Source organism: Arenibacter algicola (assembly GCF_000733925.1).
Classification (GTDB): domain Bacteria; phylum Bacteroidota; class Bacteroidia; order Flavobacteriales; family Flavobacteriaceae; genus Arenibacter; species Arenibacter algicola.
The window spans coordinates 1,768,142-1,793,655 of the sequence record NZ_JPOO01000001.1; the positions used below are offsets into that span (position 1 = coordinate 1,768,142).

At 39.3% G+C, this 25,514-nt stretch carries 22 protein-coding genes; 16 read left to right on the plus strand and 6 right to left on the minus strand.

Going from position 1 to position 25,514, the window contains the following annotated elements; genetic code table 11:
* Positions 1 to 471 precede the first annotated feature (471 nt).
* The 4 genes from rhaM to U735_RS0107580 all read left to right on the plus strand — a co-directional run bounded on the left by rhaM (position 472) and on the right by U735_RS0107580 (position 4,080).
* Positions 472 to 786 carry an L-rhamnose mutarotase gene (gene rhaM / locus U735_RS0107560; protein ID WP_031443242.1) on the plus strand — a complete coding sequence of 105 codons (315 nt, stop codon included), beginning with the start codon at positions 472 to 474 and terminating at the stop codon, positions 784 to 786.
* Positions 787 to 1,008: 222 nt separating this feature from the next.
* Positions 1,009 to 2,022: a class 1 fructose-bisphosphatase gene (fbp, locus tag U735_RS0107565; protein WP_031443243.1), complete on the plus strand. Its 1,014-nt coding sequence runs from the start codon at positions 1,009 to 1,011 to the stop codon at positions 2,020 to 2,022.
* Between the two features lie 269 nt (positions 2,023 to 2,291).
* Positions 2,292 to 3,308 (plus strand): L-glyceraldehyde 3-phosphate reductase, encoded by a 1,017-nt coding sequence (gene mgrA, locus U735_RS0107575; protein WP_031443244.1) that lies wholly within the window; start codon positions 2,292 to 2,294, stop codon positions 3,306 to 3,308.
* Positions 3,309 to 3,399: 91 nt separating this feature from the next.
* The gene (locus U735_RS0107580) at positions 3,400 to 4,080 is read left to right on the plus strand and encodes an FAD-binding oxidoreductase (RefSeq protein WP_031443245.1); all 681 of its coding nucleotides are present in this window, start codon (positions 3,400 to 3,402) and stop codon (positions 4,078 to 4,080) included.
* Between the two features lie 120 nt (positions 4,081 to 4,200).
* On the opposite strand, the gene katG is transcribed toward U735_RS0107580, so the two are convergent.
* Positions 4,201 to 6,456, minus strand: coding sequence for a catalase/peroxidase HPI (katG, locus tag U735_RS0107585; RefSeq protein WP_031443246.1), 2,256 nt, complete (start codon positions 6,454 to 6,456; stop codon positions 4,201 to 4,203).
* Between the two features lie 416 nt (positions 6,457 to 6,872).
* Between katG and U735_RS0107590 the strand changes: the two genes are divergently transcribed.
* The 9 genes from U735_RS0107590 to U735_RS0107630 all read left to right on the plus strand — a co-directional run bounded on the left by U735_RS0107590 (position 6,873) and on the right by U735_RS0107630 (position 16,459).
* Positions 6,873 to 7,742 (plus strand): class I SAM-dependent methyltransferase, encoded by an 870-nt coding sequence (locus tag U735_RS0107590; RefSeq protein WP_232233196.1) that lies wholly within the window; start codon positions 6,873 to 6,875, stop codon positions 7,740 to 7,742.
* 75 nt (positions 7,743 to 7,817) lie between these two features.
* Complete coding sequence (locus tag U735_RS0107595; RefSeq protein ID WP_031443248.1) at positions 7,818 to 9,317, plus strand: YfcC family protein; 1,500 nt, start codon at positions 7,818 to 7,820, stop codon at positions 9,315 to 9,317.
* Between the two features lie 221 nt (positions 9,318 to 9,538).
* A complete protein-coding gene (locus U735_RS0107600; RefSeq protein ID WP_031443249.1) occupies positions 9,539 to 9,955 on the plus strand; it encodes an SRPBCC family protein in 417 nt (138 codons plus the stop codon).
* A 138-nt stretch (positions 9,956 to 10,093) separates the two neighbouring features.
* A complete protein-coding gene (locus U735_RS24940) occupies positions 10,094 to 10,465 on the plus strand; it encodes a hypothetical protein (protein WP_157365013.1) in 372 nt (123 codons plus the stop codon).
* A gap of 126 nt (positions 10,466 to 10,591) precedes the next feature.
* Positions 10,592 to 11,452, plus strand: a complete 861-nt coding sequence (locus U735_RS0107610; protein WP_031443251.1) for a DUF3347 domain-containing protein — start codon at positions 10,592 to 10,594, stop codon at positions 11,450 to 11,452.
* A 7-nt stretch (positions 11,453 to 11,459) separates the two neighbouring features.
* Positions 11,460 to 13,682, plus strand: coding sequence for a multicopper oxidase family protein (locus U735_RS0107615; protein ID WP_031443252.1), 2,223 nt, complete (start codon positions 11,460 to 11,462; stop codon positions 13,680 to 13,682).
* Positions 13,683 to 13,862: 180 nt separating this feature from the next.
* Entirely contained in the window at positions 13,863 to 14,408 is a 546-nt protein-coding gene (locus U735_RS0107620; RefSeq protein WP_031443253.1) for a GNAT family N-acetyltransferase, read from the plus strand.
* A 172-nt stretch (positions 14,409 to 14,580) separates the two neighbouring features.
* Positions 14,581 to 15,438 (plus strand): sugar phosphate isomerase/epimerase family protein, encoded by an 858-nt coding sequence (locus U735_RS0107625; RefSeq protein ID WP_031443254.1) that lies wholly within the window; start codon positions 14,581 to 14,583, stop codon positions 15,436 to 15,438.
* Between the two features lie 13 nt (positions 15,439 to 15,451).
* On the plus strand, positions 15,452 to 16,459 hold the full coding sequence (locus U735_RS0107630; RefSeq protein ID WP_031443255.1) for a phosphotriesterase family protein: 1,008 nt from the start codon (positions 15,452 to 15,454) through the stop codon (positions 16,457 to 16,459).
* A gap of 104 nt (positions 16,460 to 16,563) precedes the next feature.
* Here the strand turns inward: U735_RS0107630 and U735_RS0107635 are convergent, their stop codons facing one another.
* The 4 genes from U735_RS0107635 to U735_RS0107650 all read right to left on the minus strand — a co-directional run bounded on the left by U735_RS0107635 (position 16,564) and on the right by U735_RS0107650 (position 20,436).
* On the minus strand, positions 16,564 to 18,051 hold the full coding sequence (locus U735_RS0107635) for a cryptochrome/photolyase family protein (RefSeq protein WP_031443256.1): 1,488 nt from the start codon (positions 18,049 to 18,051) through the stop codon (positions 16,564 to 16,566).
* Positions 18,035 to 18,181 carry a DUF2256 domain-containing protein gene (locus tag U735_RS25245; RefSeq protein ID WP_084681077.1) on the minus strand — a complete coding sequence of 49 codons (147 nt, stop codon included), beginning with the start codon at positions 18,179 to 18,181 and terminating at the stop codon, positions 18,035 to 18,037. The genes U735_RS0107635 and U735_RS25245 overlap by 17 nt, the downstream gene beginning before the upstream one ends.
* Before the next feature lie 365 nt (positions 18,182 to 18,546).
* Positions 18,547 to 19,635 carry an FAD-binding domain-containing protein gene (locus U735_RS0107645; protein WP_232233197.1) on the minus strand — a complete coding sequence of 363 codons (1,089 nt, stop codon included), beginning with the start codon at positions 19,633 to 19,635 and terminating at the stop codon, positions 18,547 to 18,549.
* Positions 19,636 to 19,692: 57 nt separating this feature from the next.
* Positions 19,693 to 20,436 carry an SOS response-associated peptidase gene (locus U735_RS0107650; protein ID WP_031443258.1) on the minus strand — a complete coding sequence of 248 codons (744 nt, stop codon included), beginning with the start codon at positions 20,434 to 20,436 and terminating at the stop codon, positions 19,693 to 19,695.
* Between the two features lie 107 nt (positions 20,437 to 20,543).
* On the opposite strand from U735_RS0107650, the gene U735_RS0107655 reads away from it, so the two are divergent.
* The 3 genes from U735_RS0107655 to U735_RS0107665 all read left to right on the plus strand — a co-directional run bounded on the left by U735_RS0107655 (position 20,544) and on the right by U735_RS0107665 (position 24,123).
* Complete coding sequence (locus tag U735_RS0107655) at positions 20,544 to 20,801, plus strand: hypothetical protein (RefSeq protein ID WP_031443259.1); 258 nt, start codon at positions 20,544 to 20,546, stop codon at positions 20,799 to 20,801.
* Between the two features lie 469 nt (positions 20,802 to 21,270).
* Entirely contained in the window at positions 21,271 to 22,731 is a 1,461-nt protein-coding gene (locus tag U735_RS0107660) for a hypothetical protein (protein WP_031443260.1), read from the plus strand.
* A 153-nt stretch (positions 22,732 to 22,884) separates the two neighbouring features.
* A complete protein-coding gene (locus U735_RS0107665) occupies positions 22,885 to 24,123 on the plus strand; it encodes a PAS domain-containing sensor histidine kinase (protein ID WP_198036620.1) in 1,239 nt (412 codons plus the stop codon).
* A gap of 264 nt (positions 24,124 to 24,387) precedes the next feature.
* Here U735_RS0107665 and U735_RS0107670 read toward each other — a convergent pair whose 3' ends face one another.
* Positions 24,388 to 25,110, minus strand: coding sequence for a head GIN domain-containing protein (locus U735_RS0107670; RefSeq protein ID WP_031443262.1), 723 nt, complete (start codon positions 25,108 to 25,110; stop codon positions 24,388 to 24,390).
* Between the last annotated feature and the right edge of the window lie 404 nt (positions 25,111 to 25,514).

Genomic DNA, 25,514 nt, shown 5'->3' on the forward strand with positions numbered 1-25,514 from the left:
TTATTTAAAGGACACTCCCGTTATTGTTCTTAAAGCTAAGACATTTTAAGATGTTAATCTTCCAACTCCACTTAGCCTATAGTTTTCTTATAAATATTGAACCTTTCAATTTTTCGTTGGGTTATTGATTATATTGGAATGAAAGGCTTCAATTCATGGACTGTGATTACACTATGTTTCAGAATTTTGTCAATTGTATTATAGTCATTTTCAAAGTTAATTCTGCCCAGTTTTTTTGGAAACTGCAATCCGAAAGTCCATGCAGACCGTTTTAAAACTGGTAAACAAGTCTAACAAATATTGTTCTCGAAAGCATCCTGTACTATGCTGTTTTACAGGGCATATATCACTTATTTGAAGCTAAAGCAGTACTGTGCAGGATACATAAATTTACCTCAAGGTTTAAATTTGTCAAAATAAATACCTGTATGGATTTAAATTGATTGCACTAACTCCTATAAGAAAATAAAAATGATACGAAAAGCATTTAAAATGAAGGTCTATCCCAATAGCATAGAAGAATATGCCCAAAGACACAACCCAATATGGAAGGAGTTGGAAGAGGTGTTAAAAAAGCATGGGGTTCATAATTACAGCATTTTTCTGGACCGTGAAACCCATATTTTGTTTGGTTATGCAGAACTGGAGTCCGAAGAAAAATGGAACACCATTGCCGACACCCAAATCTGTAAGGATTGGTGGGTGCATATGGCAGGCCTCATGGAGACCAATGAAAATAATAGTCCGGTTTCGACAGATTTAGAGCAGGTCTTTTATTTAAAATAAAGTTTAAAAGATCAATCAAGTAAGTAATGCTTTGATAGCGTTAAAAAAGTCACTACCTTAATGTTTAACAAGAATCAACTCTAAATGTTGTAGAAGCAATTAAGAAGATTTTAGCTGTCATAGCCTGTGGTAAAAATTAGGGCTTCCTGGTCAATAAAAGGGAATATTACCTTCTACACCATTAAAAAAAAATACTAATTCTAGAGCATTAAATATTATCCTATGACCAACACAAATCAAAAAAGGACCCTTGGCGAGTTTATTTTTGACAATCAATCCTCCTTTCCATATTCCACCGGGGAATTGTCAAAACTGATAAATGCCATACGGCTTGCTGCCAAAATTACCAACCATGAAGTAAACAAAGCCGGCCTAGTGGATATTTTGGGTGATGCCGGTAATACCAATGTTCAAGGGGAAGACCAACAAAAGTTGGATGTCTATGCCAATGATAAGTTTATACAAACTCTAATACAGCGTGGTATTGTATGTGGTATTGCCTCTGAGGAGGAGGAGGATTTCATTGCCGTAAACAGTATAGACGGTAACAATAACAATAAGTACGTTGTGCTCATCGACCCCTTGGACGGGTCTTCCAATATTGATGTAAATGCCTCGGTAGGTACCATATTTTCAATTTACAGAAGGGTATCCCCATTGGGAAGTCCAGTGGAGCTAAAGGATTTTTTACAACCAGGAAGGAACCAGGTAGCTGCGGGCTATGTTATGTACGGTACTTCCACTATGTTGGTATTTACAACAGGTAATGGTGTAAACGGCTTTACCTTAAACCCCGCTCTTGGCACCTTTTATCATTCCCATCCCAATATGCAATTCCCGGAAACCGGCAGGATCTATTCCGTTAACGAGGGCAACTATGTTCATTTTTCCAAGGGGGTTAAGGCTTACATAAAGTATTGCCAAAAAGAGGAGGGGGACAGGCCTTACACTTCAAGGTATATAGGTGCAATGGTAGCCGATTTCCATAGAAATTTAATAAAGGGCGGTATTTATATGTATCCAAGGATAGGACCTAAGCAAAATGGTAAATTACGTCTTACCTACGAATGTAATCCTATAGCTTTTCTAACCGAGCAAGCCAAGGGCAAGGCCACTACGGGGACTAAAAGAATTATGGATATAGAACCTACGGAACTGCACCAAAGGGAGGCAATTTTTTGCGGAAGCATTAAAATGGTCGAGAAATTGGAGGAGTTTATTTTGAATGAGGACTAAGGGTTGAGTCAATTTTTTTTATAGTATTATTTTGTCTTTGATTTGGTTTTGGGCCTGACCAATATATCCAAAGAAGAATAAAATTTGAAGACCCTCTATATATAAAACTTTATAGAACCCAACATATCTTGCTTTGGATTGAATTTTTTCCTGCCAAAAAATCAACTTGAGCTATTTGTGATACGCATATGCATCAAAAAGCCTTCCTTAACTTAAAAGATTTGCTAACTTAGGGGTTTGTTCAAATTAATTAGATAATAATAGTAAAAATGAAAATAAACGACTCTTTTGATCCCGGCCATTATAGGGCCAATGATAATCGTTACGATACTATGCAATACCGTCGCTGTGGCAACAGTGGTATTCTTTTGCCCTTAATTTCATTAGGGCTTTGGCACAATTTTGGTCATACAGATAATCTGGAAATGGGCCGCAACCTTTTGCGATGTGCCTTCGACAACGGGATTACCCATTTTGATCTGGCCAATAATTATGGTCCTCCATACGGTGCTGCCGAAGAAAATTTCGGACGTATTTTTAAAAGGGATTTTAAGACTTATCGTGACGAACTTATTATTTCCAGTAAAGCAGGGTGGGATATGTGGCCCGGCCCTTATGGGAATTTTGGATCCCGCAAATATTTGATTGCCTCTGCCAATCAAAGCCTTAAAAGAATGGGGCTGGATTACGTAGATATATTTTACCATCACAGACCAGATCCGGACACCCCCTTGGAAGAGACCATGGGTGCGTTGCATCATCTGGTACAAAGCGGTAAGGCACTATATGCAGGTATTTCCCAGTATCCTGCAGAGCTTACAGCCAAGGCTTCAAAAATAATGAAGGATTTGGGCACGCCATTATTGATCCACCAACCTAGATATAATATGTTCGATCGTTGGGTAGAAGATGGATTACTGGATGTGTTAAAAGAACAGGGGATAGGCTCCATTGCTTTCTCTCCATTGGCACAAGGCGTATTGACCAAGAAATATTTAAAAGGCATCCCTGAAGATAGTAGGGCAAGCAAGGATGGCCGTTATTTGAAGGAGGACCAAATTACACCTGAAGTTTTGGACAAGGTAGGTCGACTCAATAAGTTGGCCGGGGATCGTGGACAAAGCCTTGCCCAAATGGCCATTGCCTGGTTGCTGAAAGACCAACGTATATCTACGGTACTTGTTGGTGTAAGTCGCACAGAACAATTGCTGGATAATTTGGAAGCGCTAAAGAACATTAATTTTAGCGGGGCAGAGCTGAAGGAGATAGAAAGTATTTTAGGGTAGTGGATAATTCTTATTTTCAGTCCGTTCTAAGTTGGATTAGTTTGAACAATAAATAATTTATTACCTTGATATCTTCAAATTGATTACAATTATGCCGAAAGCAAATAAGCAACATATCGTTAAGATATTGGAGACACATTATATTACCCATGATGTGAAACGTTTTGTGGTGGAAAGACCAGCGGGTTATAATTTTATCCCGGGACAGGCAACTGAGGTTGCCATTAATTTACCGGAATGGAAAGACCAATTGAGGCCCTTTACCTTTACCTCCATAATGGAACATGGATTCTTGGAATTTATGATCAAAATCTATAATGATCATGAAGGGGTGACCAATTTGTTGGGCCGCACCCACGCTGGGGCAGAACTTATTCTTCATGAGGTTTTTGGAGCAATCCAATACAAGGGGCCGGGCGTTTTTATTGCCGGTGGAGCTGGTATTACACCTTTCATATCTATTTTTAGGCATCTATATACCCATAAGAACCTACATGGCAATAAATTGATTTATTCCAATAAAACGTCCGGAGACGTTATTATGGAAGCAGAATTGCAACAGATGCTCGGTGGTAATTTTATAAAAATATATACCCGCGAGAATGTGGTGGGATTTAGGGGAAATAGGATAGATCGCAAATTTTTAATCGACAATATTTCCGACTTTGGCCAGAACTTTTATTTGTGCGGACCCAAAAAGTTTGTACAAAATATTACAGAACTGCTCTTGGATCTTGGCGCTTCAGCGGAGACCGTCATTATTGAAAAGTAAAGGTCGTCAATCTTAATTGATCTAAAGTAATTACAAGCGGTATTAAAAAAGGTGGTCTGTACGGACCACCTTTTTTGGTTATAAATTCTGAGCCCATAGGCTTATTATTGTTAAGCAGATCTATGCCAAATCAAAACGATCCAAGTTCATCACTTTGGTCCAGGCCGCAACAAAATCTTTTACAAACTTATCTCCAGAATCCTCACAGGCATACACTTCTGCAATGGCACGTAGCTCGGAATTGGATCCAAAAATAAGATCGGCGCGGGTGCCGGTCCATTTAAGTTGGCCCGTTTTACGGCTATGTCCTTCAAAGACGTCTTGGGAATCGGAAATAGCCTTCCAAGTGGTGTCCATGTCTAGTAAATTTACAAAGAAATCGTTGGTCAAGGACTCGGGCCTCTTTGTAAAAACTCCATGCTGGGACCCGTTGTAATTGGTGTTGAGCACACGCATTCCCCCAAGAAGTACGGTCATTTCGGGAGCGGTCAATGTTAATAATTGAGCCTTGTCAACAAGCATTTCCTCTGCCGTAACTTCGTATTTGTCTTTGAGATAATTTCTGAAACCATCTGCACGTGGTTCAAGTGGCTCAAAAGATTCCACATCGGTTTGCTCCTGGCTAGCATCGGTACGTCCAGGAGAAAAAGGAACCGTTACTTTCTTCGCGGCATTTTTTGCGGCCTCCTCTATAGCAGCGTTCCCTGCCAACACAATAAGGTCTGCCAAAGAAACTTTTTTGTTTCCGGATTGTGCGGCATTGAATTCTTTTTGAATGCCCTCCAATTTGTCCAAAACTTGGGCCAATTGTTTGGGGTTGTTTACCTTCCAGTTTTTTTGTGGTGCCAGTCGTATACGTGCTCCATTGGCACCGCCACGCTTGTCAGAACCTCTAAAAGTAGAAGCGGAAGCCCAGGCGGTAGAAACCAATTGGGATATGGAAAGACCCGTTGCCAAAATTTTGGCCTTCAGACCGGCAATATCCTTATCATTCATCAGTTCATGATCTACGGCAGGTACGGGATCTTGCCAAATCAATTCTTCCTTAGGTACTTCTGGTCCAAGATAGCGTGATACTGGCCCCATATCCCGGTGAACCAGTTTAAACCAGGCACGTGAATAGGCATCGGCAAACTCTTCCGGGTTTTCCAAAAAGTGCCTCGATATTTTTTCATAGGCCGGATCCATACGCAACGAAAGATCCGTGGTCAACATAAAAGGCGCATGCTTCACATCTGGATTATGGGCATCAGGAACCGTTCCTGCACCAGCATTGTTTTTGGGTTTCCATTGGTGGGCCCCAGCCGGACTTTTGGTCAATTCCCATTCGTAACCGAATAGATTTTTAAAAAAAGTATGGCTCCATTTGGTAGGGGTATCGGTCCAAGCGCCTTCTATACCACTGGTAATAGTATCCGCACCTACTCCGGTCCCATAGTTGTTCTTCCATCCAAGGCCTTGGGCTTCTATTCCTGCAGCCGCAGGTTCTGCTTCCACATATTTAGTAGGATCTGCGGCACCATGGGTTTTACCAAAGGTATGCCCCCCGGCAATAAGTGCCACGGTTTCGTAATCGTTCATAGCCATACGGCCAAAAGTATCGCGGATATAATGTGCGGACTCTACAGGGTCCGGATTGGCATTATGGCCTTCCGGGTTTACATAAATCAATCCCATGTGGGCAGCACCCAGAGGAGTTTCTAACTCCCCGTTTTCGGAATAACGTTCCTTGTTGCCCATCCATTCCGTTTCAGATCCCCAATATACATCTTGTTCTGACTCCCAAATATCCTCACGACCCCCTGCGAAACCAAACATTTTTAATCCCATGGACTCGTGTGCACAATTCCCGGCCAATATCAAGAGATCTGCCCAGGATAACTTCTTGCCATATTTCTTTTTTATTGGCCATAACAATAAACGGGCCTTGTCCAGATTGGCATTGTCCGGCCAACTATTTAAGGGGGCAAAACGTTGCGATCCGGAACCGGCACCGCCACGACCGTCCTGTATACGATAGGTACCGGCACTATGCCAGGCCATACGGATAAAGAAAGGGCCATAATGTCCATAATCTGCCGGCCACCAATCCTGACTTGTGGTCATTAATTCGTAAAGATCTTTTTTTACGGCCGAAAGGTCCAGTTTTTTAAATTCCTCCGCATAATCAAAATCGGGGTCCATAGGATCTACCAAGGACGAATTTTGACGCAGAATATTTAACTTTAATTGATTCGGCCACCATTCGCGGTTGCTGGTACCCCCTCCTGCAGTCTGATGCAGTTCTCCATTTAAGAATGGGCATTGCGAGCTTGATTCGTTTACATCCCATACTTTTCCGTTTGATGATGGGCTTGAATGTGTTTTATTCTCCATTTTATATAGTTTTAATAAGTTTTCGATTAGTTCACCCTTAAATTTACAATAATTTTTTCTGATGGATTTGAAATGCTTATCAATAAAACTTATGGATATTAGGGAAAACTTATGGCTCCAATAAAGTGGCTACAATTCTAGGGTCAAATAATAAAACCGGTCATATTTGGATGTATGTTCCCTGTTACAAATACTTTTAATCCAAACTTTAGGAATAGTCACTACACCGGCTCAAAGTGAAAAAGATGCTTCTGAGTTTTTGGGGTCGATAAAATTGAAGATTTAGTATTACTGGGATATAGTGGTATCATCTGTCCTTCATTTTTATACATCCAAAAACATAGTATCCATTTATCCATCGAAATAAAAGATTTTTTACCTTAGGAATTAAATCATTGTATGTATCACAACAAGCTGTGAACAATAATTCTAACTTAAAAAATATGCTGGGCAGCGATCATTTGGAAATACATGAGACGGCATTTGTAACCTCTGCCCTTCGTGCTACTGATGTAAACTTAAGTGGGGATCATTTTGCCTATTTATGGAATAATCCAAAAGCAGAAAAATGGGCCGAAGAATATTTGACCAAGGTGTCCTCCGAGGAAACATTTACCCACTGTTTAGGGAACAGATATTTCTTGGATAAAATAAAGGAGAATATCATCAAAAATGGAATTGAGGTTATGATCAATTTAGGGGCTGGTTTCAGTATGTATCCGTTTTTGCTGGATCAAAAAATTATCCACATTGAAATTGATAAACCTGAGATAGTGGCCCACAAAAAATATAAAATAGAACAATGGCAAAATGAGGATTTACTGCCCAAGCGAAATATACAGTTTGTAGGAGTTGATTTTAGTAAGGAATTTAAGGAGGGCTTATTGGCAACCATTGATTCTGTTAAGGGCAAAAAAAAGTGCTTTATTCTTATAGAGGGGGTTTTGTTCTTTTTGGATAGGGAGGAAACGGATAGCTTGTTTCAATTATTCAACCTCATTCAGGATACTGGAGATATTATTGGAAGTGCATCGTTTCAGGATAATTTGAAACAAACTTTGGCTTTTAAAAGGTTACTTAATTTTTTTGGGGAAAAGGTATCCAAAACCAAGGCGAGCGATTATCAAACCATTCAAGATTCGTATTATCGGGAAATATCAGGGTACAGTTTGGTGGATCATCAAGATTATTTTAGCTTATCCAAAACCTATAGTCATGAAATATTACAGGACAGGGAACTAATTTTAAATGAGAATTTTTACCTCTTGCAGAAAATAAAATCTTAAACAATATTATGCGCCAAAGGAATGAATTAAAATTATGTACCTTGACCTAACACCAAACCTTGACCATGACCGGACATGAAAAAACTAAAATTTCCAACTGCCCAAACCATACTAATACTAATCGCTGTATTGGTGACCATATTAACATGGTTTGTTCCGGCCGGAAAGTATGATAGTCTGGCTTACAATGCCGAAAAAAACAGTTTCACCAAAATAAGTATTGGGGAAAGTGTAGAATTACCGGCAACCCAAGGAACTTTGGAAGGGCTGGGAATAAAAATTCCAATTGAAAAATTCATCAATGGCGATATTTATAAGCCCATTGGCATTCCCAATACCTTTAAGGAAATGGAGGCTCAACCCCAAGGTTTTTCAGCCTTGGTACAATCGCCCATAAAGGGAATAATTGCTGCCGCAGATATTATATTTTTAATTCTTATTATCGGAGGTCTAATTGGAATAATGAATCTCACTGGGGCATTTAATGCCGGAATATCCTGGATGGCCAAAGTACTTAAGGGCAGAGAATACATTCTAATTATTGCCGTAACAACACTAATTGCGCTTGGAGGCACTACTTTTGGACTTGCAGAGGAAACTATGGCGTTCTATCCTATTTTAATTCCCGTATTCTTGGCGGCCAAATACGATGCCATGGTTGGTCTCAGTTGTGTGTTTCTAGGTTCCAGTATTGGCACCATGTGCTCTACAGTAAATCCGTTTGCTACCATTATTGCCTCTGATGCGGCAGGAATAAATTGGACGACAGGGCTCAATAACCGTATCATTATGCTGCTACTGTGTACCACCATCACCATAGTTTATATTCTTAGGTACGCCAAAAAAGTAAAAGCCGATCCTTCAAAGTCGATTATTTATGATCAAAAAGAGAACATTGAACATCTTTTTGGTTTGGATTCGATGAATACCAATGTAAAATTCACCCATAGACTGCGGTTGATTACCTTGGTATTTTCATTGAGCTTCGTAATCATGATAGTCGGAGTTTCCTTTTTGGATTGGTGGTTTGTGGAAATGACGTCCACATTTCTTGTTGGGGCCATAATCATTGGTATTATTGCGAGAATTAAGGAAAGCGACTTTGTGGACGCCTTCGCCAAGGGAGCGGCCGATTTGCTCAGTGTGGCCTTTATTGTGGGTATAGCAAGGGGGGTAACCATACTGATGGAGGACGGACTTATTAGTGATACCATTTTGTTTTATGCCAGTAACATCACCGAAGACATGCACAAAGGGGTATTTGCCAACGTAATGCTTTTTATTTACGGGGGTTTATCGTTTTTTATGCCATCTTCTTCTGGTATGGCCGTATTGACCATGCCTATTTTTTCTCCTCTGGCAGATACGGTCCATATAGGCAGGGAAATAATTGTCGACACCTACCAATACGGTATGGGCTTATTCCATTTGATCAATCCCACAGGTTTAATCCTGGCAGCATTGGCCATAGTTAAAATAGGATTCAATAGGTGGTTGAGGTTTGTGATTCCCCTGATGTTGATTTTGGTCCTCGCTACGATGATTTTTTTGACTGTTTCAGTGTATACCAATTGAATGCAGAACTAATCTCTTTTTAAGAATAACCGGCAATTCTTTACAGGAATTAAGGTCAAATAACTAACTTTAGTAAATGAAAACGGGAAGGCTATGACTGCCGTTTTCAGTGACTATGTATGACAAGTGAAATTAATATATGCATATACGATCGCACCTAATAGAAGTATTGTCAAGGCCTGCTTTTGGGTAATAATTACATCAATAAAAATAAAACGGAAATGGAAAAGACAAAAATAATGGTACAAGCTACCATTTCTGAAGGAATGGATAAGGTTTGGGATTATTATACCAATCCGGAACACATCATAAAATGGAATTTTGCTTCGGACGATTGGCACTGTCCATATGCATCCAATGACATGCAGGTAGGTGGAAAATACATGGCGCGAATGGAAGCTAAGGACGAAAGGTTTGGGTTCGATTTTGAGGCCGTTTATGATGAAGTTGAACCCAATAAACACTTTACCTATACCATGCCTGATGGGAGGCAGGTAAAGGTCACTTTTTACGAGCTAAATCATAAGACAACTGTGAAGGTAAACTTTGATGCTGAAACCGAAAACTCCTTAGAAATGCAGAAAGAAGGCTGGCAGTCTATCCTTGATAACTTTAAAAAATATACAGAATCCAATTAACTAAGGTGCAAATTGCTGCAATCGGGTACTTTGCTTAAAAGTTCAACAAAACAAAAATTGGGCGCTATTGGATTATTGGATATCGCCCCAAATTTGATCCAATAAAAAGATAATTGAGTAACTTTGCCTTTGGAAAATATGAAAAACAGAACCCACATATTATTAACGCTTGTTTTTTTGCTGTTTCTTTCGACCAGTGATGTTTCGGCCTGTGGGACTTCTAAGGAGGAATCCAGATCTGAAAATATCCATTCTTGCAGCAAGGACCATAATTCTGAGGATAAGTCATGTTGCGACTCCGTAACAGACAAAGAGGATGAGGGATGTAACGGAAATTGTAGTAATAATTTGTGCCACTGTCCAGTTGTGGTAAATACTCTCCTCTATTTAAACGGATTTGAAGTAAAATTATCAAATATCAATACTGAATTGGAAAATGATTGGGCTTATATCCAGCAAATTCCAAAATTGGTTTATCTCCCCATTTGGCAACGCCCCAAAATAGGTTAACTATATCATGATAGCCATAGGTCTGTCTTAGTATTTTTGGTCAGAATCTATGTGATAACCTAGAATAATTAGTTTTTATAAATCGAAAAGGAATTCCCAAATTCCTTTTTATCAAATATGAGTACGATGAAAAATTCAATAAAATTATTGATGGCAATTTCCGTATTGCTATCCTTTGTAGCGGGTAATGCCCAGAGAGAAAACTTAAAATCAGAATCTGTAAAAATTTATGGAAACTGCGCCATGTGCGAGAAAACCATTGAAAAAGCAGGTAATCTAAACAATGAAGCCGAGGTAGATTGGGACAAGGACACGAAAATGGCCATTATTTCCTTTGACAGTCTGGCGACCTCCAAAGAAGAAATTCTTAAGAGAATTGCACTGGCAGGTTATGATAGTGAACTCTTTTTTGCTCCGGGAGATACCTATGCCAATTTACCGGAATGTTGCCAATATGAAAGGGCCAAGAATGATTCCCATAATATGGAGGCGCATAAAAAGAAAAAGACAGCCGAACATTCACAGCATGGAGCCATGGCCCAGGAGTATCAAAGCAAAAATCCACTTGCAGGTGTAATTGAACACTATTTTTCGGTCAAGGATGCCTTGGTAAGCACAGATGGTTCCTTGGCTTCCAATAAGGCTGAAATACTTTTGAAATCGGCAACGGAGGTGGAAATGGATAAACTTCCAATGGAGGTGCATATGACATGGATGAAGGTACTGAAAGATCTCAAGGCAGATATAGGAAATATAGCGGCCACAAAGGACGTTGGTGAACAAAGGGTTTATTTTAAGTCCTTATCAAAAAATATGTTTGAGGTAATAAAGGTTTCCAAATCGGAAACACCCGTTTATTATCAATTTTGCCCTATGGCAGATGGTGGAAAAGGTGCCAATTGGCTCAGTTTGGAGGAAGACATCAGAAACCCTTATTATGGCTCCCAGATGCTAAGTTGTGGCAAAACCATTGAAACCATAAAATAACTCGGACATGACCAATTACAAATATTGTTTGGCAGTATTTATACTAATACTGTCCGAACATTTTGGCTATGGCCAAAATGTAGTTAGATACGATTTAACAGTAACGGACACCATTGTAAATTTTTCGGGCAAGGAAAAAAGAGCTATTGCCGTTAACGGGCAGATTCCTATGCCAACACTAACCTTTACAGAAGGGGACATTGCCGAAATTGTGGTACATAACAAGCTAAAGGAAGGGACCTCTCTGCATTGGCACGGGGTATATCTGCCCAATAAGGAGGATGGTGTACCTTTTTTGACCCAAATGCCGATTGCACCGAACACTACCCATACCTATCGTTTTCCAATTATTCAAAATGGAACACATTGGTATCACAGTCATAGTGGTTTACAGGAACAAATAGGAATGTACGGATCCTTGGTTCTAAAGAAAAAGGATACGGACCCCACCTTTAGGGAGGGTATTGATGATTTGCCAACTGTTCCTGTAATTTTGAGCGAATGGACCGATATTAAACCTGAAAATGTGCATAGAATGTTACACAATGCCAATGATTGGGGGGGAATTAAAAAAGGTACTGTTCAGAGTTATTCTGAGGCCATTAAGGCGGGGCATTTTAAAACTAAATTGGAAAACGAATGGAAACGTATGCTGGCCATGGATGTCAGTGATGTGTATTACGATAAATTTCTTATCAATGGGAAGAATGTAAGTCAACTTTCCCAATTTAAAGCTGGGGACGAAGTACGGTTACGTATAGCGAATGGCGGGGCCTCGTCTTACTTTTGGCTCTCTTATGCAGGGGGTAAAATGACTGTTGTAGCAAATGATGGCAATGACATAGAACCTGTTGAGGTAGACAGATTGATTATAGGTGTTTCGGAAACCTATGACGTTGTGGTTAGTATTCCACAGGAAGGTACGGCCTATGAATTCTTGGCCACCCCTGAGGACCGTACCAAGTCGGCCTCGATATATTTAGGAAATGGTATCATTCAATTGAAAAGTAGAATGCCAAAACTCAAGTATTTTGAAGGAATGGAAATGATGAACGGCATGATGAATATGGACGGCTCTATGGATGATATGGGTATGGATATGTCCCTTCAACAAATGGATATGAACACGGTGATGTATCCAGAGGTTAGCGGTAGTGGTGATATGAAAAAGGACGATAATATGGACCACTCGGGTCATTCCATGAAACCAGCTCAAGATTTGGTGACCCTGAATTATGGCATGTTGAAAGCACCACACCCTACCTCCTTACCAAAAGATGCCCCCGTAAGGGAATTGCGCTTTGAACTTACAGGTAATATGAACCGTTACGTGTGGAGCATGGACAATAAAGTGCTTTCGGAAACAGATAAAATCCTGATCAAAAAGGGAGAGAATGTACGGATTACACTTTACAACGGATCTATGATGAGGCACCCCATGCACCTGCACGGACATGATTTTAGGGTGCTGAACGGGCAAGGGGAATATGCACCCTTAAAGAACGTTTTGGATATTATGCCTATGGAAACGGACACCATAGAGTTTCTGGCAAATGCCGAAGGCGATTGGTTTTTTCACTGTCATATTCTTTATCACATGATGGCAGGAATGAACCGCGTATTTTCTTATGAGCAGCAAGCCCCCAATCCATATCTGCCCGATAAGAAATGGGCCTACAAAAAGTTGCAAAAGGAAAGTAATGAATTCCATTTTATGGCAGAAAACGATTTTGCATCCAATGGTAATGACGGGAGGGCCATGTTGCAAAATACCCGTTGGAGTATAGGCACCGAATGGCGATTGGGATATCATGATGACCATGGTTATGAAAGTGAAACCCATATTGGCAGATATGTTGGAAAGAACCAATGGTTTATGCCTTTTGTTGGGTTCGATTGGCGTTATCGAAAAACAGAGGGCATGGCTGAGAAAAACATTTTTGGTCAAGGAAACACTAAGGATAACAGGGCTGTTTTAAGTATTGGGGCTGAATATACCTTACCTCTGTTGGTAACCTTGCAGGGAGAGGTGTTTACGGATGGGTATGTACGATTTCAATTGATGCGTGAGGACATTCCTATTAGCCCCAGATTACGATGGGCCTTTATGATCAATACAGATAAGGAATATATGACGGGCTTTAAGTATATTGTAACCCGCAATCTGGGGATTTCTACCCATTATGATAGTGATATGGGATTCGGATTGGGGGCTACTTTAAATTATTGAGACCAGGAAGTGAATTGCCAAGCCTGGTTATTAAAATGATACTATGTCAAAGCCCTATTTTGAATTCCGAATGCACAATCAAGAACAAAAAATAGGGCTTTTGCTATAGGGCTGCTTAACCTTAAAGTTTCAAATAGCCATGCCGTACAAAATCTGATCAGTTGATGGTATATTTATAAAATGAACTCAATTGAAAATTTTAAGGAATTGGAAACTAACCGACTACGCCTGAGGAGGTTGGAGGAGAACGACTGGCCTATGATTCTTTACCTGCGTTCAGATAAGGAGGTAAACAAGTATGTTAATCGTCAGTCTGCTGAAACCAAGGAAAAGGCACTCGCCTTTATAACCAAGACCAACAACGATATAAACAATGGACAGTTGTACCAATGGTGTATTTCCTTGAAGAACAGCCCGGCAATGATCGGAAATATCTGTTTGTGGAATTTTTCCCAAGATCGTAAAACGGCAGAAATAGGGTACGACCTAAGTCCTGAATTTCAAGGCCAGGGTATCATGAATGAGGCAGTGAAAGCAGTGCTCAATTTTGGCTTCATCCAACTGGAATTGGATCTAATTGAAGCCTTTACCAGTAAACGAAATGAGAGCTCCAAAAAATTACTGCTTAGAAATAATTTCAAATGGAATGGCAGCCGAAACGACCCCGATGATCCAGATAATCTTATTTATGAGATTTATAAAGAGAATTACCGGTGTAAACCTTAGCTTCAACTTATTTCATTAGCCAATAGTCCGCTCTACAATTACCTATTGGGTGTCGAAAAACTTCACGGGAGCGGCTTTAATGTTTACACTTTTAATATTCTACCTGCAAGAACTCAAAAGATTTTATATCTTACAGTATTGATCTTTAAAAAAGTATTAAAATCCATATTCCATGCAATACTCAAGAAATTCATTTTTAAAAACCCTCGGACTCGGTGGCTTGGTGGCCACTAGCTCAGTTTTGACCGCTAGCCCATTTAAAGAAATTTTAGGGGAAAGCTACCTAAGTGGGGCAACGAGAAGCCTTAAACTGGGGCTGGCATCCTATTCCACGCGAAAATTTAGTTTAGATGAAACTCTGGTTATAGCCAACCGATTGAATCTAAAACAGATTGCTGTCAAGAGCATGCATATGCCATTGGAGAGTAGTGAAGAAGAGATTAAAGCTATAACTGCAAAATTCGAGAAGGCTGGAATAGGCCTTTATGGAGGGGGAGTCATTTATATGAAAACTGCCCAAGAAGTTGAAAATGCCTTTAGGTATGCCAAAGCTGCCAAAATGAAGGTGATTATAGGAGTGCCCAATCACGAGCTATTAACTTTGGTGGAAATGAAAGTAAAGGAGACCAATATAAAGCTGGCCATCCATAACCATGGTCCGGGAGATGAGGTGTACCCAACACCCGAAGTGGTTTACGACAAAATTAAAGGGCTCGATACCCGTATTGGACTTTGTATGGATGTAGGTCACATACAAAGATTGGGGTTGGATCCTGTAAAGAACATTAAAAAATATGCAGATCGTATATATGATATCCATCTTAAGGATGTGGACAAGTCGGAGGCCGATGGTAAGTCGACCGAGTTTGGAAGAGGGGTTCTGGATATCCCAGCGGTACTGAAAGCTTTGAAAGCGATTAACTATACCGGGGTAATGGCTATGGAATATGAAAAGGATTCCGAGGATGTTTTTGCTGGCCTTGCCGAATGTGTGGGTTATGTAAACGGGGCATTGGATGCCATTAAATAGATAATTCAAAAAAATGGTTGCACTTCAGAGATACCATTGGTTGTTTTTCCTTATTGTGCTCGCATGTGGGGGTACAATAAATGGCCAGCAAGCTTTTATACAGGATGTTCAGGGGAGACACCCAGTGGATTCCGATCGCATGTGGTTGTCCCATGAGCACGTTTTGGTCGATTTTATTGGGGCCGACAGCATTCAGTTCCATACTTGGAACCACGATGCCGTAATTGCGGAAGTAATGCCTTTTTTGGAAGAAATACAAGCCTATGAGGTAGACTATTTTGTGGATGCCACCCCGGCCTACTTGGGACGTGATGTTCTACTTCTTGAAAAAATAGCCAAGAAAACAAGAATTAAAATAGTCACCAACACTGGGCTATATGGTGCCGGCAATAACAAATACCTTCCCAATTATGTCCAAAAAATATCCGCCGAAGATTTAGCGGAAAAGTGGATTTCCGAATTTGAAGATGGCATAGACGGCACCACCATCAAGCCAGGTTTTATCAAGATCGGGGTAGATACGGCAGATCCGTTGGATACTCTGCAACAAAAATTGGTCAAGGCAGCCGCCATAACCAATTTAAGGACAGGCCTTACAATAGCTTCCCATACAGGAAAGGCCATAGGGCTTTGGCCACAACTGGAGATCCTTGGGGAAATGGGGGTTTCCCCGGCCCAATTTATTTGGGTACATGCCCAGGCAGAAGAGGATAATAGCAATTATCTTAAGGCGGCAACCATGGGCTGTTGGATTAGTTTGGACGGACTGGGGTGGGATGTGGAACGACATCTGGAAAAATTAATATATGCCAAGGAACATGGCATTTTGGATCGCATTCTTTTATCACACGACGCTGGTTGGTACGATCCTCAAAAGGAACAACAAAACATTACCCCTTATACCAATATTTTTACAAAACTCCTTCCCGAACTTAGAGCCCATGGTTTCACGGACAAGGAAATTAAACTATTGTTGTCTGTTAACCCGGCCAACGCCTTTGCCATAATGGGCAGTAATTGATCCTTCAAAAAAGCCGTTGGAATTTGTATAAGGTTGAATATTGTTTAATTACATTTTCTTCGTCTAACAGAAGGCTTTAGGGAAAGATCAACACCACAGTTTTCCTAGTCATCACTCATTATTTTCTCTATAAATTCTTCGGCATTTTTAATATGAAGGGCTCTTTTATCTTCTGACATTCGGTTGTAGGAATGATAAAGCATAGAGGTTCTTGGGTTTGATTTAAAAAATTCCTGATGTTCAGCTATAAAACGCCAAAATAGGCCGTCCCAAATTTTTTGCCAATCACCTTTCGGGTAATTGCTCATTTTATTGATATAGTTGGAGGCTCCCACATATGGTTTGGTGGCAAAGGTACCGCCATCTGAAAACTGACTCATACCATATACATTGGGGACCATTACCCAGTCATAGGCATCAATAAATAACTCCATAAACCATTTGTATACTTCATCCGGATCAAATTCGCACAACAGCAAAAAATTACCCAGGATCATCAATCGTTCTATATGATGACAATAGCCTGTTATCAATACTTGTTTAATGGTTTCGTCTATTGGCTCAATTCCTGTGCTGCCGTCATAGAAGCTCTTCGGTATTTTTCTATCAAAGCCCCAAAAATTCTTTGTTCTAGAGTAGCTTCCCTTGCATTCATACATGCCTCTGATAAATTCTCTCCAGCCAATGAGTTGTCTTATAAAACCTTCGGTGGAATTGATAGGGATATTCTCTTTTTCTGCAAAAGAAAGACTTTGGGCAACAATATGATTAGGTAATATGAGACCTATGTTAAGTAGGGGAGAAAGAATGCTATGGTTTAAAAAGGACTGTTGTTTTACAATCGAATCTTCATAAATACCGAAATCAAAGAATCGGTACTCTAGAAACTGTACAAACCAATTCTCGGCTTGCTTGTGGCTTATGGGATATATGGGATCTTTTGATAACTGCCCGGGATTGTTCTTAAAGTGTTTTTCTGTATATGTTACGGATTCGGTCCAAAAAGAGGTTACCTCTGGAAAATGGATGCTCGGAGGTGTTTTTCCCTTGGGATACTTTTTACGGTTATCCGTATCGTAGGTCCACTTTCCTCCCATGGGTTCTTGCCCATCTTCCAGTAAGATATCCAGCTTTTTCCGTTGCTGTTTGTAAAAAGTAGTTTGAAAAAATGATTTTTTATCCGCCCTGAAAAATGTGGAAAGGTCTTCTTTGGAATTAATAAACAATGGGCTTCCAAAAGAATTGAGCTTATAGTTTTTGGCAATCGTCCCAATTCGCTTTTCAAGCCAATTGTCAACGGGGTCAATAATGTTGATTTCAGTTATGTTTTTACTCTTAAGTTCTTCTTCGAACTGCCTAATGTCCGATAATTTATTGTTGGATTCTATATAGTTGACCTTAATCCCTTTTTTCTCCAAAAAATGCTGATAACATTTCATGGAGGCCCTATGGAAAGCTAGCTTCTGTTTGTGAAACATGAATTGTTTAAAGAAAAGGTACTCTTCAATTAAATAGACCTCTTCTCCATTGTCAAGTAGAGGGCTTTCAGCAAAAAGCTGGTGTGGAAATATAAGGTTAATTGCTTTCTTCATTCTTTTTATTACGCCTACACCTTTCGCTGCAGTATTTTACGTTATTCCAATTTCTTTCCCACTTTTTAGGCCATGTAAAAGGTCTTTTGCATATCGGGCATATTTTTATGGGCAAGTCACTTTTTTTCATTTTCAATTAGACAATTTCTTCTTTGCTTTCAACGGCAAAGGGCTTTATAATAAATTGCCCAAGGTGGTAAATGAGGCTTGAAATTTATTAGTGAAACTCAATTTTGAGAAGTCAGTAAGACGCACTGAAAATTGCAAGTTGAACTAATCCCGCCTTTTTCGGCGGGATCTAGGTTCAATACCTCGACCCTTGGGTCGATTCCTATTATTGGGTTCAGGGCCTGCCTTTGTTGGCCAGACAGGCTTGCCCTGAGGTTTAATACCTTTTATTTAGGCAGTATGCTGCTAAGTCGAGTATTCCATAGTCTATAGCAGTAATACCAAGCAGACCTTTAATTTAAAGCACCGGCCATTGGTTCCTTAAAGTTATAATTCTTTTTTGCATTTTTTCCAGAATGCGAAAAAAGAAGGGAAGTAACCTGTAATGGAACTCATCCATTCCCTTGCTTCTTCCTTGCCTTGGTAATGACGGTTGGTAGGGTGTTCCTTAAATACCACAAGCTCAGGGTTCACTAGGGCTATTAATTCTGAAAATTCGCCAACAAATATTTTTATGCCTTCAATATTTTTTGTCAGTTCAATGGCAAAATCAATACATTTTTGGTTTACCGGATTTTCTTTGTAAAAAGAGGGCTCCATTAAAAAAATCCGCTGAACCTCCTGGTGCTTATACCAATAGGGATCAATATTGTAATAGTTGTAGATTAAAGTTGTTTTATTCTTGTTCAGTTTCGGGTTATTAATCTTGGGAAGTGTCATTTTAACCTCAATGGGAATGGTGTCTTTTAATATTTTCGGGATATCCAAATTTTCAAATGCACTGTATTCAACATCCAAAAAAGTATCTTTCTGAGTACTTTTAAAGAAGTTGTTGATGTTCTCTTGGTTGGCATAATACTTCTTGTTGGAAAAAGCACCTGCTACCCATTGCCAACTTAAAAAGTTACTGGCAAGATCCCCGTCCAATAAGTGACTATACATCCATTTAGCGGGTTCAAGCCAATGTGAATTGGCAATGTTGCAGCAGATAGATGCCACATACATGCGCATATGGTTATGCATATATCCCGAAGTATATAGTTGTTTTATGGCAATGTCGATTTCTTCAATGCCAGTGTCGGCATTTACAATAGCCTTTGGAATTTGATAATTTGATATGGGGGTTTGTGTGTTTTTCAAATCTTGCCTGATAGCGTCATTTTTTGCTATCCAAACTTGTTGCCAATAATCTCTCCAAGCCAACTCTTGAATTAGTTTTTCCGTTTTATACCAAGGGAGGTCCAGCGTTTTTATGTACTGATAGACCTGTCTTGTTGATATTACACCTCTGGAGATATAGGGGCTCAAGTGGGTTACCGCCCCATCTTTATGATTTCTGGTTTGGGCATACCTTACGGGGTCTAATTCCCGTAACCTGTTTTCTATTGCCTGAAGATCTGTAGGAAAGTTTATCACTGTGGTATTTCTGATTTTGGAAGATTCATGCCCTTATCTCTCTTATTTGTTGTAATCCTAATATTCTATCTCCAGTTCCTCATAGCTTACTTCGTCAATAATATTTGGTCTATTGGAATCTACTTTTGGATTGTATAGGTCCTTGCTTATAGGATAGGCGTTGATGGCCATATCGTCCATATCATCTTCCATAACATTACGAATTTCCTGCTCGCCGTGGTCGTTGTTCAACCATACGTCCACATCCTCATCCCTTAAGATAATGGGTCTCCTATTTTTGGTATTGTGGATTTTCTTGAAGAGGGGAGTGGCTGCCTTCGTCAAGATGGTAAAGGTGTTGTACCCATCCTTGGTCGTGGTATAGAGACCGGCCAGACTCATAAGAGCTTCATTTTTTCGTTCAAAATAAAATGGGATATTAAACTTCTTGGGAGCTGTGTGCGGTTCATAAAATCCGTTTACGGGGATTACGCAACGTTTGGTCATGGCACTGAACTTATAGATAAAATGATCGAAGAGCTTTTCTGATTGGGCGTTGAGTCCGGCCCCGAACCTGGCCGCGTCTTTGTAGTATTTTTTAAAATCGGCCCCCATAGTGTTCTGTGGCATTATACCCCACATGGAAGGGGTAATATGGTTGCTTTTTTCTTGTGGAATAATCCATAATAAGGGGTGTGCCCATCCGTTGGCGTGGTGATAGGTAAGCTCGCCTTCAATGGGGGTTTTACCCATTAATTTGGAAACATTGTAATATTTCTCCACCTCCTTGGCAGAAGTGGTTACCCTAGTACCGAAACACATAATAATAGTTTTACCCTAATTTAAGAATTTAACTTTTCTGGACCGACTTCAAAATCTAAAATTTGTAAATTTGGAAAATATCCATAAAATAGGATTATATCCATTAAATGAAAAATATTGTTTACAGAAATCATGATCGATATGCCATTAAACGCCTTTTAATGGAGATCGGTGCACACCAATTAAACAAGGAATGTGAGTTGATGAAACTTCCATTTCCAAAACGCCTCGGTCTCTTTTATATAGAAAGTTCCGATGACTGTGTGTACCTGGTGTATAAATATTATGATGGGACAAGAAAGATCATGAAATTGGACCGTTACGAACTTCCGGAGGCGGGTTGGGAACGGGTTTCATTGGAGTAAGGTTTAGTGGACAATTAGTATTGTGGTAAGAATCTATAGATTAGACTTATGGCAAGTAACAAATTCCCCTCTTGAGCGGGGTTAGGGGTGTGTTTTTGACAAGAGCTCATTGCGTATTTCTCCGACTGCCCCCATTCTCTTGTTCATAATTCAAGGATTTTTTGGAACTAAGGATAAAGGCTCCTTCACCTAGACGGGCCTACAATGCTTTTCTGTATAGGGCTTGGGGCATATGAAGTAGTCAATATTCTTCTAGGGTATGTCCATTTATAAGTGGTTTTGACCCTAGATGTGAATATGATCCGACTTCAATTTAGTTCTACCTTGTTCCACTAAAACAACGTATGTTTACGTCCGTAAAAACCGCCATCATCTTTAAACCAAATATGACACCAATATTCCAGGGATATAAAGGAATTAATTCCATTTTTCAACCTATCCTATTTAGGGTGATGTACCCATCCTGTCAATGAAAAAAAATCTTCTTTATTCAATTTTTTTATTGATAATTGCTTGTAATTCGGACAATGTTGTTCCAGAAACAAATGTAGAAGTAATTCCAACAGTGGAAGAGACTTTGCCAGAAGTTGTGGAGGAGGAAACGCCTGTGGAAGAGTTACTGGTGCCTGAGGAGGTTTTCCCGGTGGGGAGTTTGAATAGCTTTTTCTCTAACGGTCTAATCTCCGATAGATCCAATAATATAGCCAGAAGGAATCCCATACAGCTTATAGAATATGATCAGGTCAATAACAGGGTCAAAACCAATTATTCATACTTGGAAAACCTATTGGTGCAGGGCACCAATAATCAAAGTTGGTTTGTAACCCAAAATGCTGAAGCTTCAACCGTAGTGGAAATTGTAAGTGTTGATATAACGGAGGGTTGGATAGGCCTAGGCAACACCTATTTTGGAAGTTTAAATACCAGAATTGGTGCGACCTTGGAATTTTTTAATCCTTTTATCAACTACGAAATAATAAATGATAGGCCATTATTTAGTCCTTATCCTACCGTTGCATCCCAAGAAAACCTTCATTATATACAACCTGGAGGTCTCATTGAAAAATCTGATGGTACCTTTATTCTATTGACTCCAGTAGTATTCGGGCCACATGCCAAAAGAAGTATTTATTATGCCAGTAGTACCAATTTGGAAGATTGGACCTTTCATGATGACTTAATATTGGAAACCATGACCATTCCCTTTGCCAAACCAAGCGGTAACGTATTCTCCACAGGAAATCCGTATAAGCTGGATGATGGGAGTTTACTGGTATTGCTAGGGGTTCAGCAGCCTAACAATAATTATACTTCTGCATACATGATTTTGGATGAAGACCTGAATATTTTAAAGCAGCCAACCGAAATTATGATTCCGGAATGGAACGGTTTGGATCAAAACAGTTTTCCTTTGTCCATCACAAAATTTAACAATGAGTACAGGCTATTATTTCATAGAAGAAATCCTAGTTTTATTGATCGGGAAATCCATGAAATTGTAGCCACGGATTTGTTCGATGCCCTGAATTTAAATCAAAGCATTGTATCTTCCAATATTATCCACAAAGGAAATACAAGTAGCGGCTATTTAAGGGGGAAGGCGGATGATGCCTCCTATATGGAATTTAATTCGGAACTCTATTTACTCCTTGGCGGTGAGGAGTTGGGGTCTACTTATTTAACATCGAGGAATAGGGAATACGGATTGGCAAAGTGGAATGGAGGAAGTTGGGACCATGATAGCAGAAGTCCGTTATTGGTTAACCCGGTACAATTGCACAAAAAGTATCCGGCCTATAATTGGGCTTGGGACCATATGGGAGCATTTGTTTCCCCAATTATAAAAAACAATACACTTTATGTTTTTATGGCCTTTGGTACGGATAATCCGGATTATTTTATATCAGGTATAAAGGTTTCATTAAATTAAATATCAAAATTAGCAAAGCCCTATTTGGGAGTACTGTCTTAAACTTTGAAGTTAACTTTTTTTTGTCTCTTTGGGAGAAATCTCTGGCAAAATTGTACCGTACTAATTTATAGAAATCGTAGATTTACAGCCTTAGCCTAAAATTGTAATAATTTGATTTGGTATAATTTATATAACCGGTTTAAGCGAATAAAAAGAGTAAAGGAAAAAACACGTCGCGAATTGGAAAATCAGATTGCCGAACTTCAAAAACAAAATGAAATTCTTAAATCTGTTTTGGCCTTCCAAAGTGGGGATGACAAGGATGAAAGTGAGAAATACGCCAATACCATTCTCAATAATATGGGCGATGCCGTATTTGTAAAGGACAACGGGAGCAGGTTACTTTTGGTCAACGACGCTTTTTGCAATCTGTTCGATCTTCCAAGAACCAAAATAATAGGCAAAACACTTGCTGAAAATGTTCCGCCCGATGAACGGGAAAGTTTCTTGCGGATAGATAAGCAGGTACTGTTGGATGGAATAGATAATATTAATGAAGAGCCTCTAACCGTAGAGGGAGGCCAAAGGAAAATTATCTCAACTAGGAAGTCGAGGTTTATAGATGAAGACGGTAAGAAGTTTTTGGTTGGGGTAATACGGGATATTACGGAACGTAAAAAGGCGGAGGAAGATTTAAGGGAAAGCGAAATTCAACTAAGGGAACTTAATGCTACAAAAGACAAGTTGTTTTCTATCATTGCCCATGACCTAAGAAGTCCGTTTAATAATATTTTGGTATTGAGCGATATCCTAAAGGCACAATTATCCAAATCAGAAGATTCAGATACCCAAGTGTATTTGGGCCTCATACATTCTACTGCCAAAAACACCTTGGTACTCCTTGAAAATTTATTGGATTGGGCAAAATCGCAGTCCGGCCAAATCAGTTTTAAAAACGAAAAAATAAGTATTTCCTCTGTTATCAATGAAATATTGGACCTCTCCAGATCCATTGCCCAGACAAAAGGTATTTCAATAAAGACAAATGCAAAGGAGGAAGTTGAAGTCAATTCCGATAAGAAAATATTGAAAACCGTTATTAGAAACCTTATTTCCAATGCTATTAAATATAGTAGACCTGGAGATGAAATAACGATTAGCACTGTTGAAGAGGAAGATCTTGTTAGGATTATTATTTCTGATTCGGGTGTGGGAATGGATGAAAAAACACTTGAGAATTTGTTCAGTATAACTAACAATACTCCATTGCCCGGTACCCTTAACGAAAAAGGTTCTGGTTTTGGACTGGTATTGTGTAAGGAATTTATTGAAAAACTAGGTGGTAAAATATGGGTTGAAAGCGAAAAAGGCAAGGGAAGCGATTTTATTTTTACAATACCACGGAATTGATTATCTAATAAATATTCTAGGAATAACAGGAATATTGTGTAGGCTAGGTACCTTTCTTTTAATGGAAATACCACATTGATAAAGCCTATACACTTTGCTGATATTTGCAAAATGCATAGGCTTTGAATTGTGAAGATTCCTATTATGGGTCTACTCTAACCATTTGGCGGTTAGTTCCCGTTAGTTGCCAAAGACACTCTGAACTGAACATTACCAGTGGATTTCTTGCTTTTTTAATTTACATCGAATAACTGCAACCACCAATTACCCCTTTTTTACAATTTTGGAGCCAGAGGAAAGTTTTTGATGTGCAATGTTGGCACTGCCCTTATACGATAGTACACTATTGCCACTGGCATCGATTGATATGGAATTGTTTACAGTAAGATAAGCATTGCTATTACCGGAAAGGTCAATTTTTAAGGTTTCAACGCTCAAGTCGTAATCCGATAGTTCACAGTTGCCGTCAAGTTCCACTTCCATGTTTTTTACGCTGCCAGAGAAATCTATCATACAGTTTCCGCTAGAAACCAGATCAAGCTTCTCTGTAGCCAAGACACCGGTAAAGAAACCATTACCACTTAAATAGATTTTTAGGTTTTCTGTTTCCAAGGGATCTTCCAGTTCCAATTTGGCATTTCCCTTAACAGTAAAATTGTCTATACTTTTGGTAGTAATAAACACATTTAAGGTTTCCTTTCCTTTGATCCTCCGAACCTTGTCCAGTTTCACCGTTAACTTATTGCTTTCCTTGTTTACCAGGATATACTTATGAAGGTTGTCGTTGGCCTGAACCCTCAATTTCTCTTCAGTGTCCGAGAAGTTTATATAGACCTTAAAATTATCGTTTACCTCCAAAGAGGTATAAGCGGAGAATTCATAGTCTTTTGTAGTTATTTCTTCGGAAGCGGTTACAGTGTCCTTGTCACAGGACATTAATAGAATGGCAAATACAATTGCCAAGTTAAGTTTTGATGTTGTACCCATATTTTTTATTTGTTTGCTGTTAATAGTAGATAGATGAGAAAAATTGTGTAGATGACATATATACATCTTCTATAAAATTCAATACCTAGATTTTTCATTTTTCATTTGTTTTAGAGATTTTTTAAGAGGCCGTGGCATTTTTATATTATTGTTATTGGCTTGCCGTAAAGCGCCTTAAGGCTAACCATTGACTTCTTTTTCCAAATTTCAATTGAGAAAAGAAGACATGTTTATTGGATTCTGAAGGTATTCTTCGGTAATTATCAAATGCTTTCATGACTATATTTTTTTGATTAATAATGGTAACAAAGATCGTTTGGAGTTCAATGGCCCACAATCGCATAATTATGTGGAAGTTGATTGGTTCGCCATTGCGATTGGGCCATTTATCACATCTTTGATCT

What these genes read in the sequence shown, in the direction of transcription:
- U735_RS0107620 (WP_031443253.1), top strand. Translation starts at nt 13,863, where the DNA reads ATGAACTCAATTGAAAATTTTAAGGAATTGGAAACTAACCGACTACGC.
- U735_RS0107650 (WP_031443258.1), bottom strand. Translation starts at nt 20,436, where the DNA reads ATGTGTTTCGGTACTAGGGTAACCACTTCTGCCAAGGAGGTGGAGAAA.
- U735_RS0107625 (WP_031443254.1), top strand. Translation starts at nt 14,581, where the DNA reads ATGCAATACTCAAGAAATTCATTTTTAAAAACCCTCGGACTCGGTGGC.
- U735_RS0107660 (WP_031443260.1), top strand. Translation starts at nt 21,271, where the DNA reads ATGAAAAAAAATCTTCTTTATTCAATTTTTTTATTGATAATTGCTTGT.
- U735_RS24940 (WP_157365013.1), top strand. Translation starts at nt 10,094, where the DNA reads ATGAAAAACAGAACCCACATATTATTAACGCTTGTTTTTTTGCTGTTT.
- U735_RS0107655 (WP_031443259.1), top strand. Translation starts at nt 20,544, where the DNA reads ATGAAAAATATTGTTTACAGAAATCATGATCGATATGCCATTAAACGC.
- katG (WP_031443246.1), bottom strand. Translation starts at nt 6,456, where the DNA reads ATGGAGAATAAAACACATTCAAGCCCATCATCAAACGGAAAAGTATGG.
- U735_RS0107670 (WP_031443262.1), bottom strand. Translation starts at nt 25,110, where the DNA reads ATGGGTACAACATCAAAACTTAACTTGGCAATTGTATTTGCCATTCTA.
- U735_RS0107635 (WP_031443256.1), bottom strand. Translation starts at nt 18,051, where the DNA reads ATGAAGAAAGCAATTAACCTTATATTTCCACACCAGCTTTTTGCTGAA.
- U735_RS0107595 (WP_031443248.1), top strand. Translation starts at nt 7,818, where the DNA reads ATGAAAAAACTAAAATTTCCAACTGCCCAAACCATACTAATACTAATC.
- U735_RS0107630 (WP_031443255.1), top strand. Translation starts at nt 15,452, where the DNA reads ATGGTTGCACTTCAGAGATACCATTGGTTGTTTTTCCTTATTGTGCTC.
- U735_RS0107615 (WP_031443252.1), top strand. Translation starts at nt 11,460, where the DNA reads ATGACCAATTACAAATATTGTTTGGCAGTATTTATACTAATACTGTCC.
- fbp (WP_031443243.1), top strand. Translation starts at nt 1,009, where the DNA reads ATGACCAACACAAATCAAAAAAGGACCCTTGGCGAGTTTATTTTTGAC.
- rhaM (WP_031443242.1), top strand. Translation starts at nt 472, where the DNA reads ATGATACGAAAAGCATTTAAAATGAAGGTCTATCCCAATAGCATAGAA.
- mgrA (WP_031443244.1), top strand. Translation starts at nt 2,292, where the DNA reads ATGAAAATAAACGACTCTTTTGATCCCGGCCATTATAGGGCCAATGAT.
- U735_RS0107610 (WP_031443251.1), top strand. Translation starts at nt 10,592, where the DNA reads ATGAAAAATTCAATAAAATTATTGATGGCAATTTCCGTATTGCTATCC.
- U735_RS0107600 (WP_031443249.1), top strand. Translation starts at nt 9,539, where the DNA reads ATGGAAAAGACAAAAATAATGGTACAAGCTACCATTTCTGAAGGAATG.
- U735_RS25245 (WP_084681077.1), bottom strand. Translation starts at nt 18,181, where the DNA reads ATGAAAAAAAGTGACTTGCCCATAAAAATATGCCCGATATGCAAAAGA.
- U735_RS0107580 (WP_031443245.1), top strand. Translation starts at nt 3,400, where the DNA reads ATGCCGAAAGCAAATAAGCAACATATCGTTAAGATATTGGAGACACAT.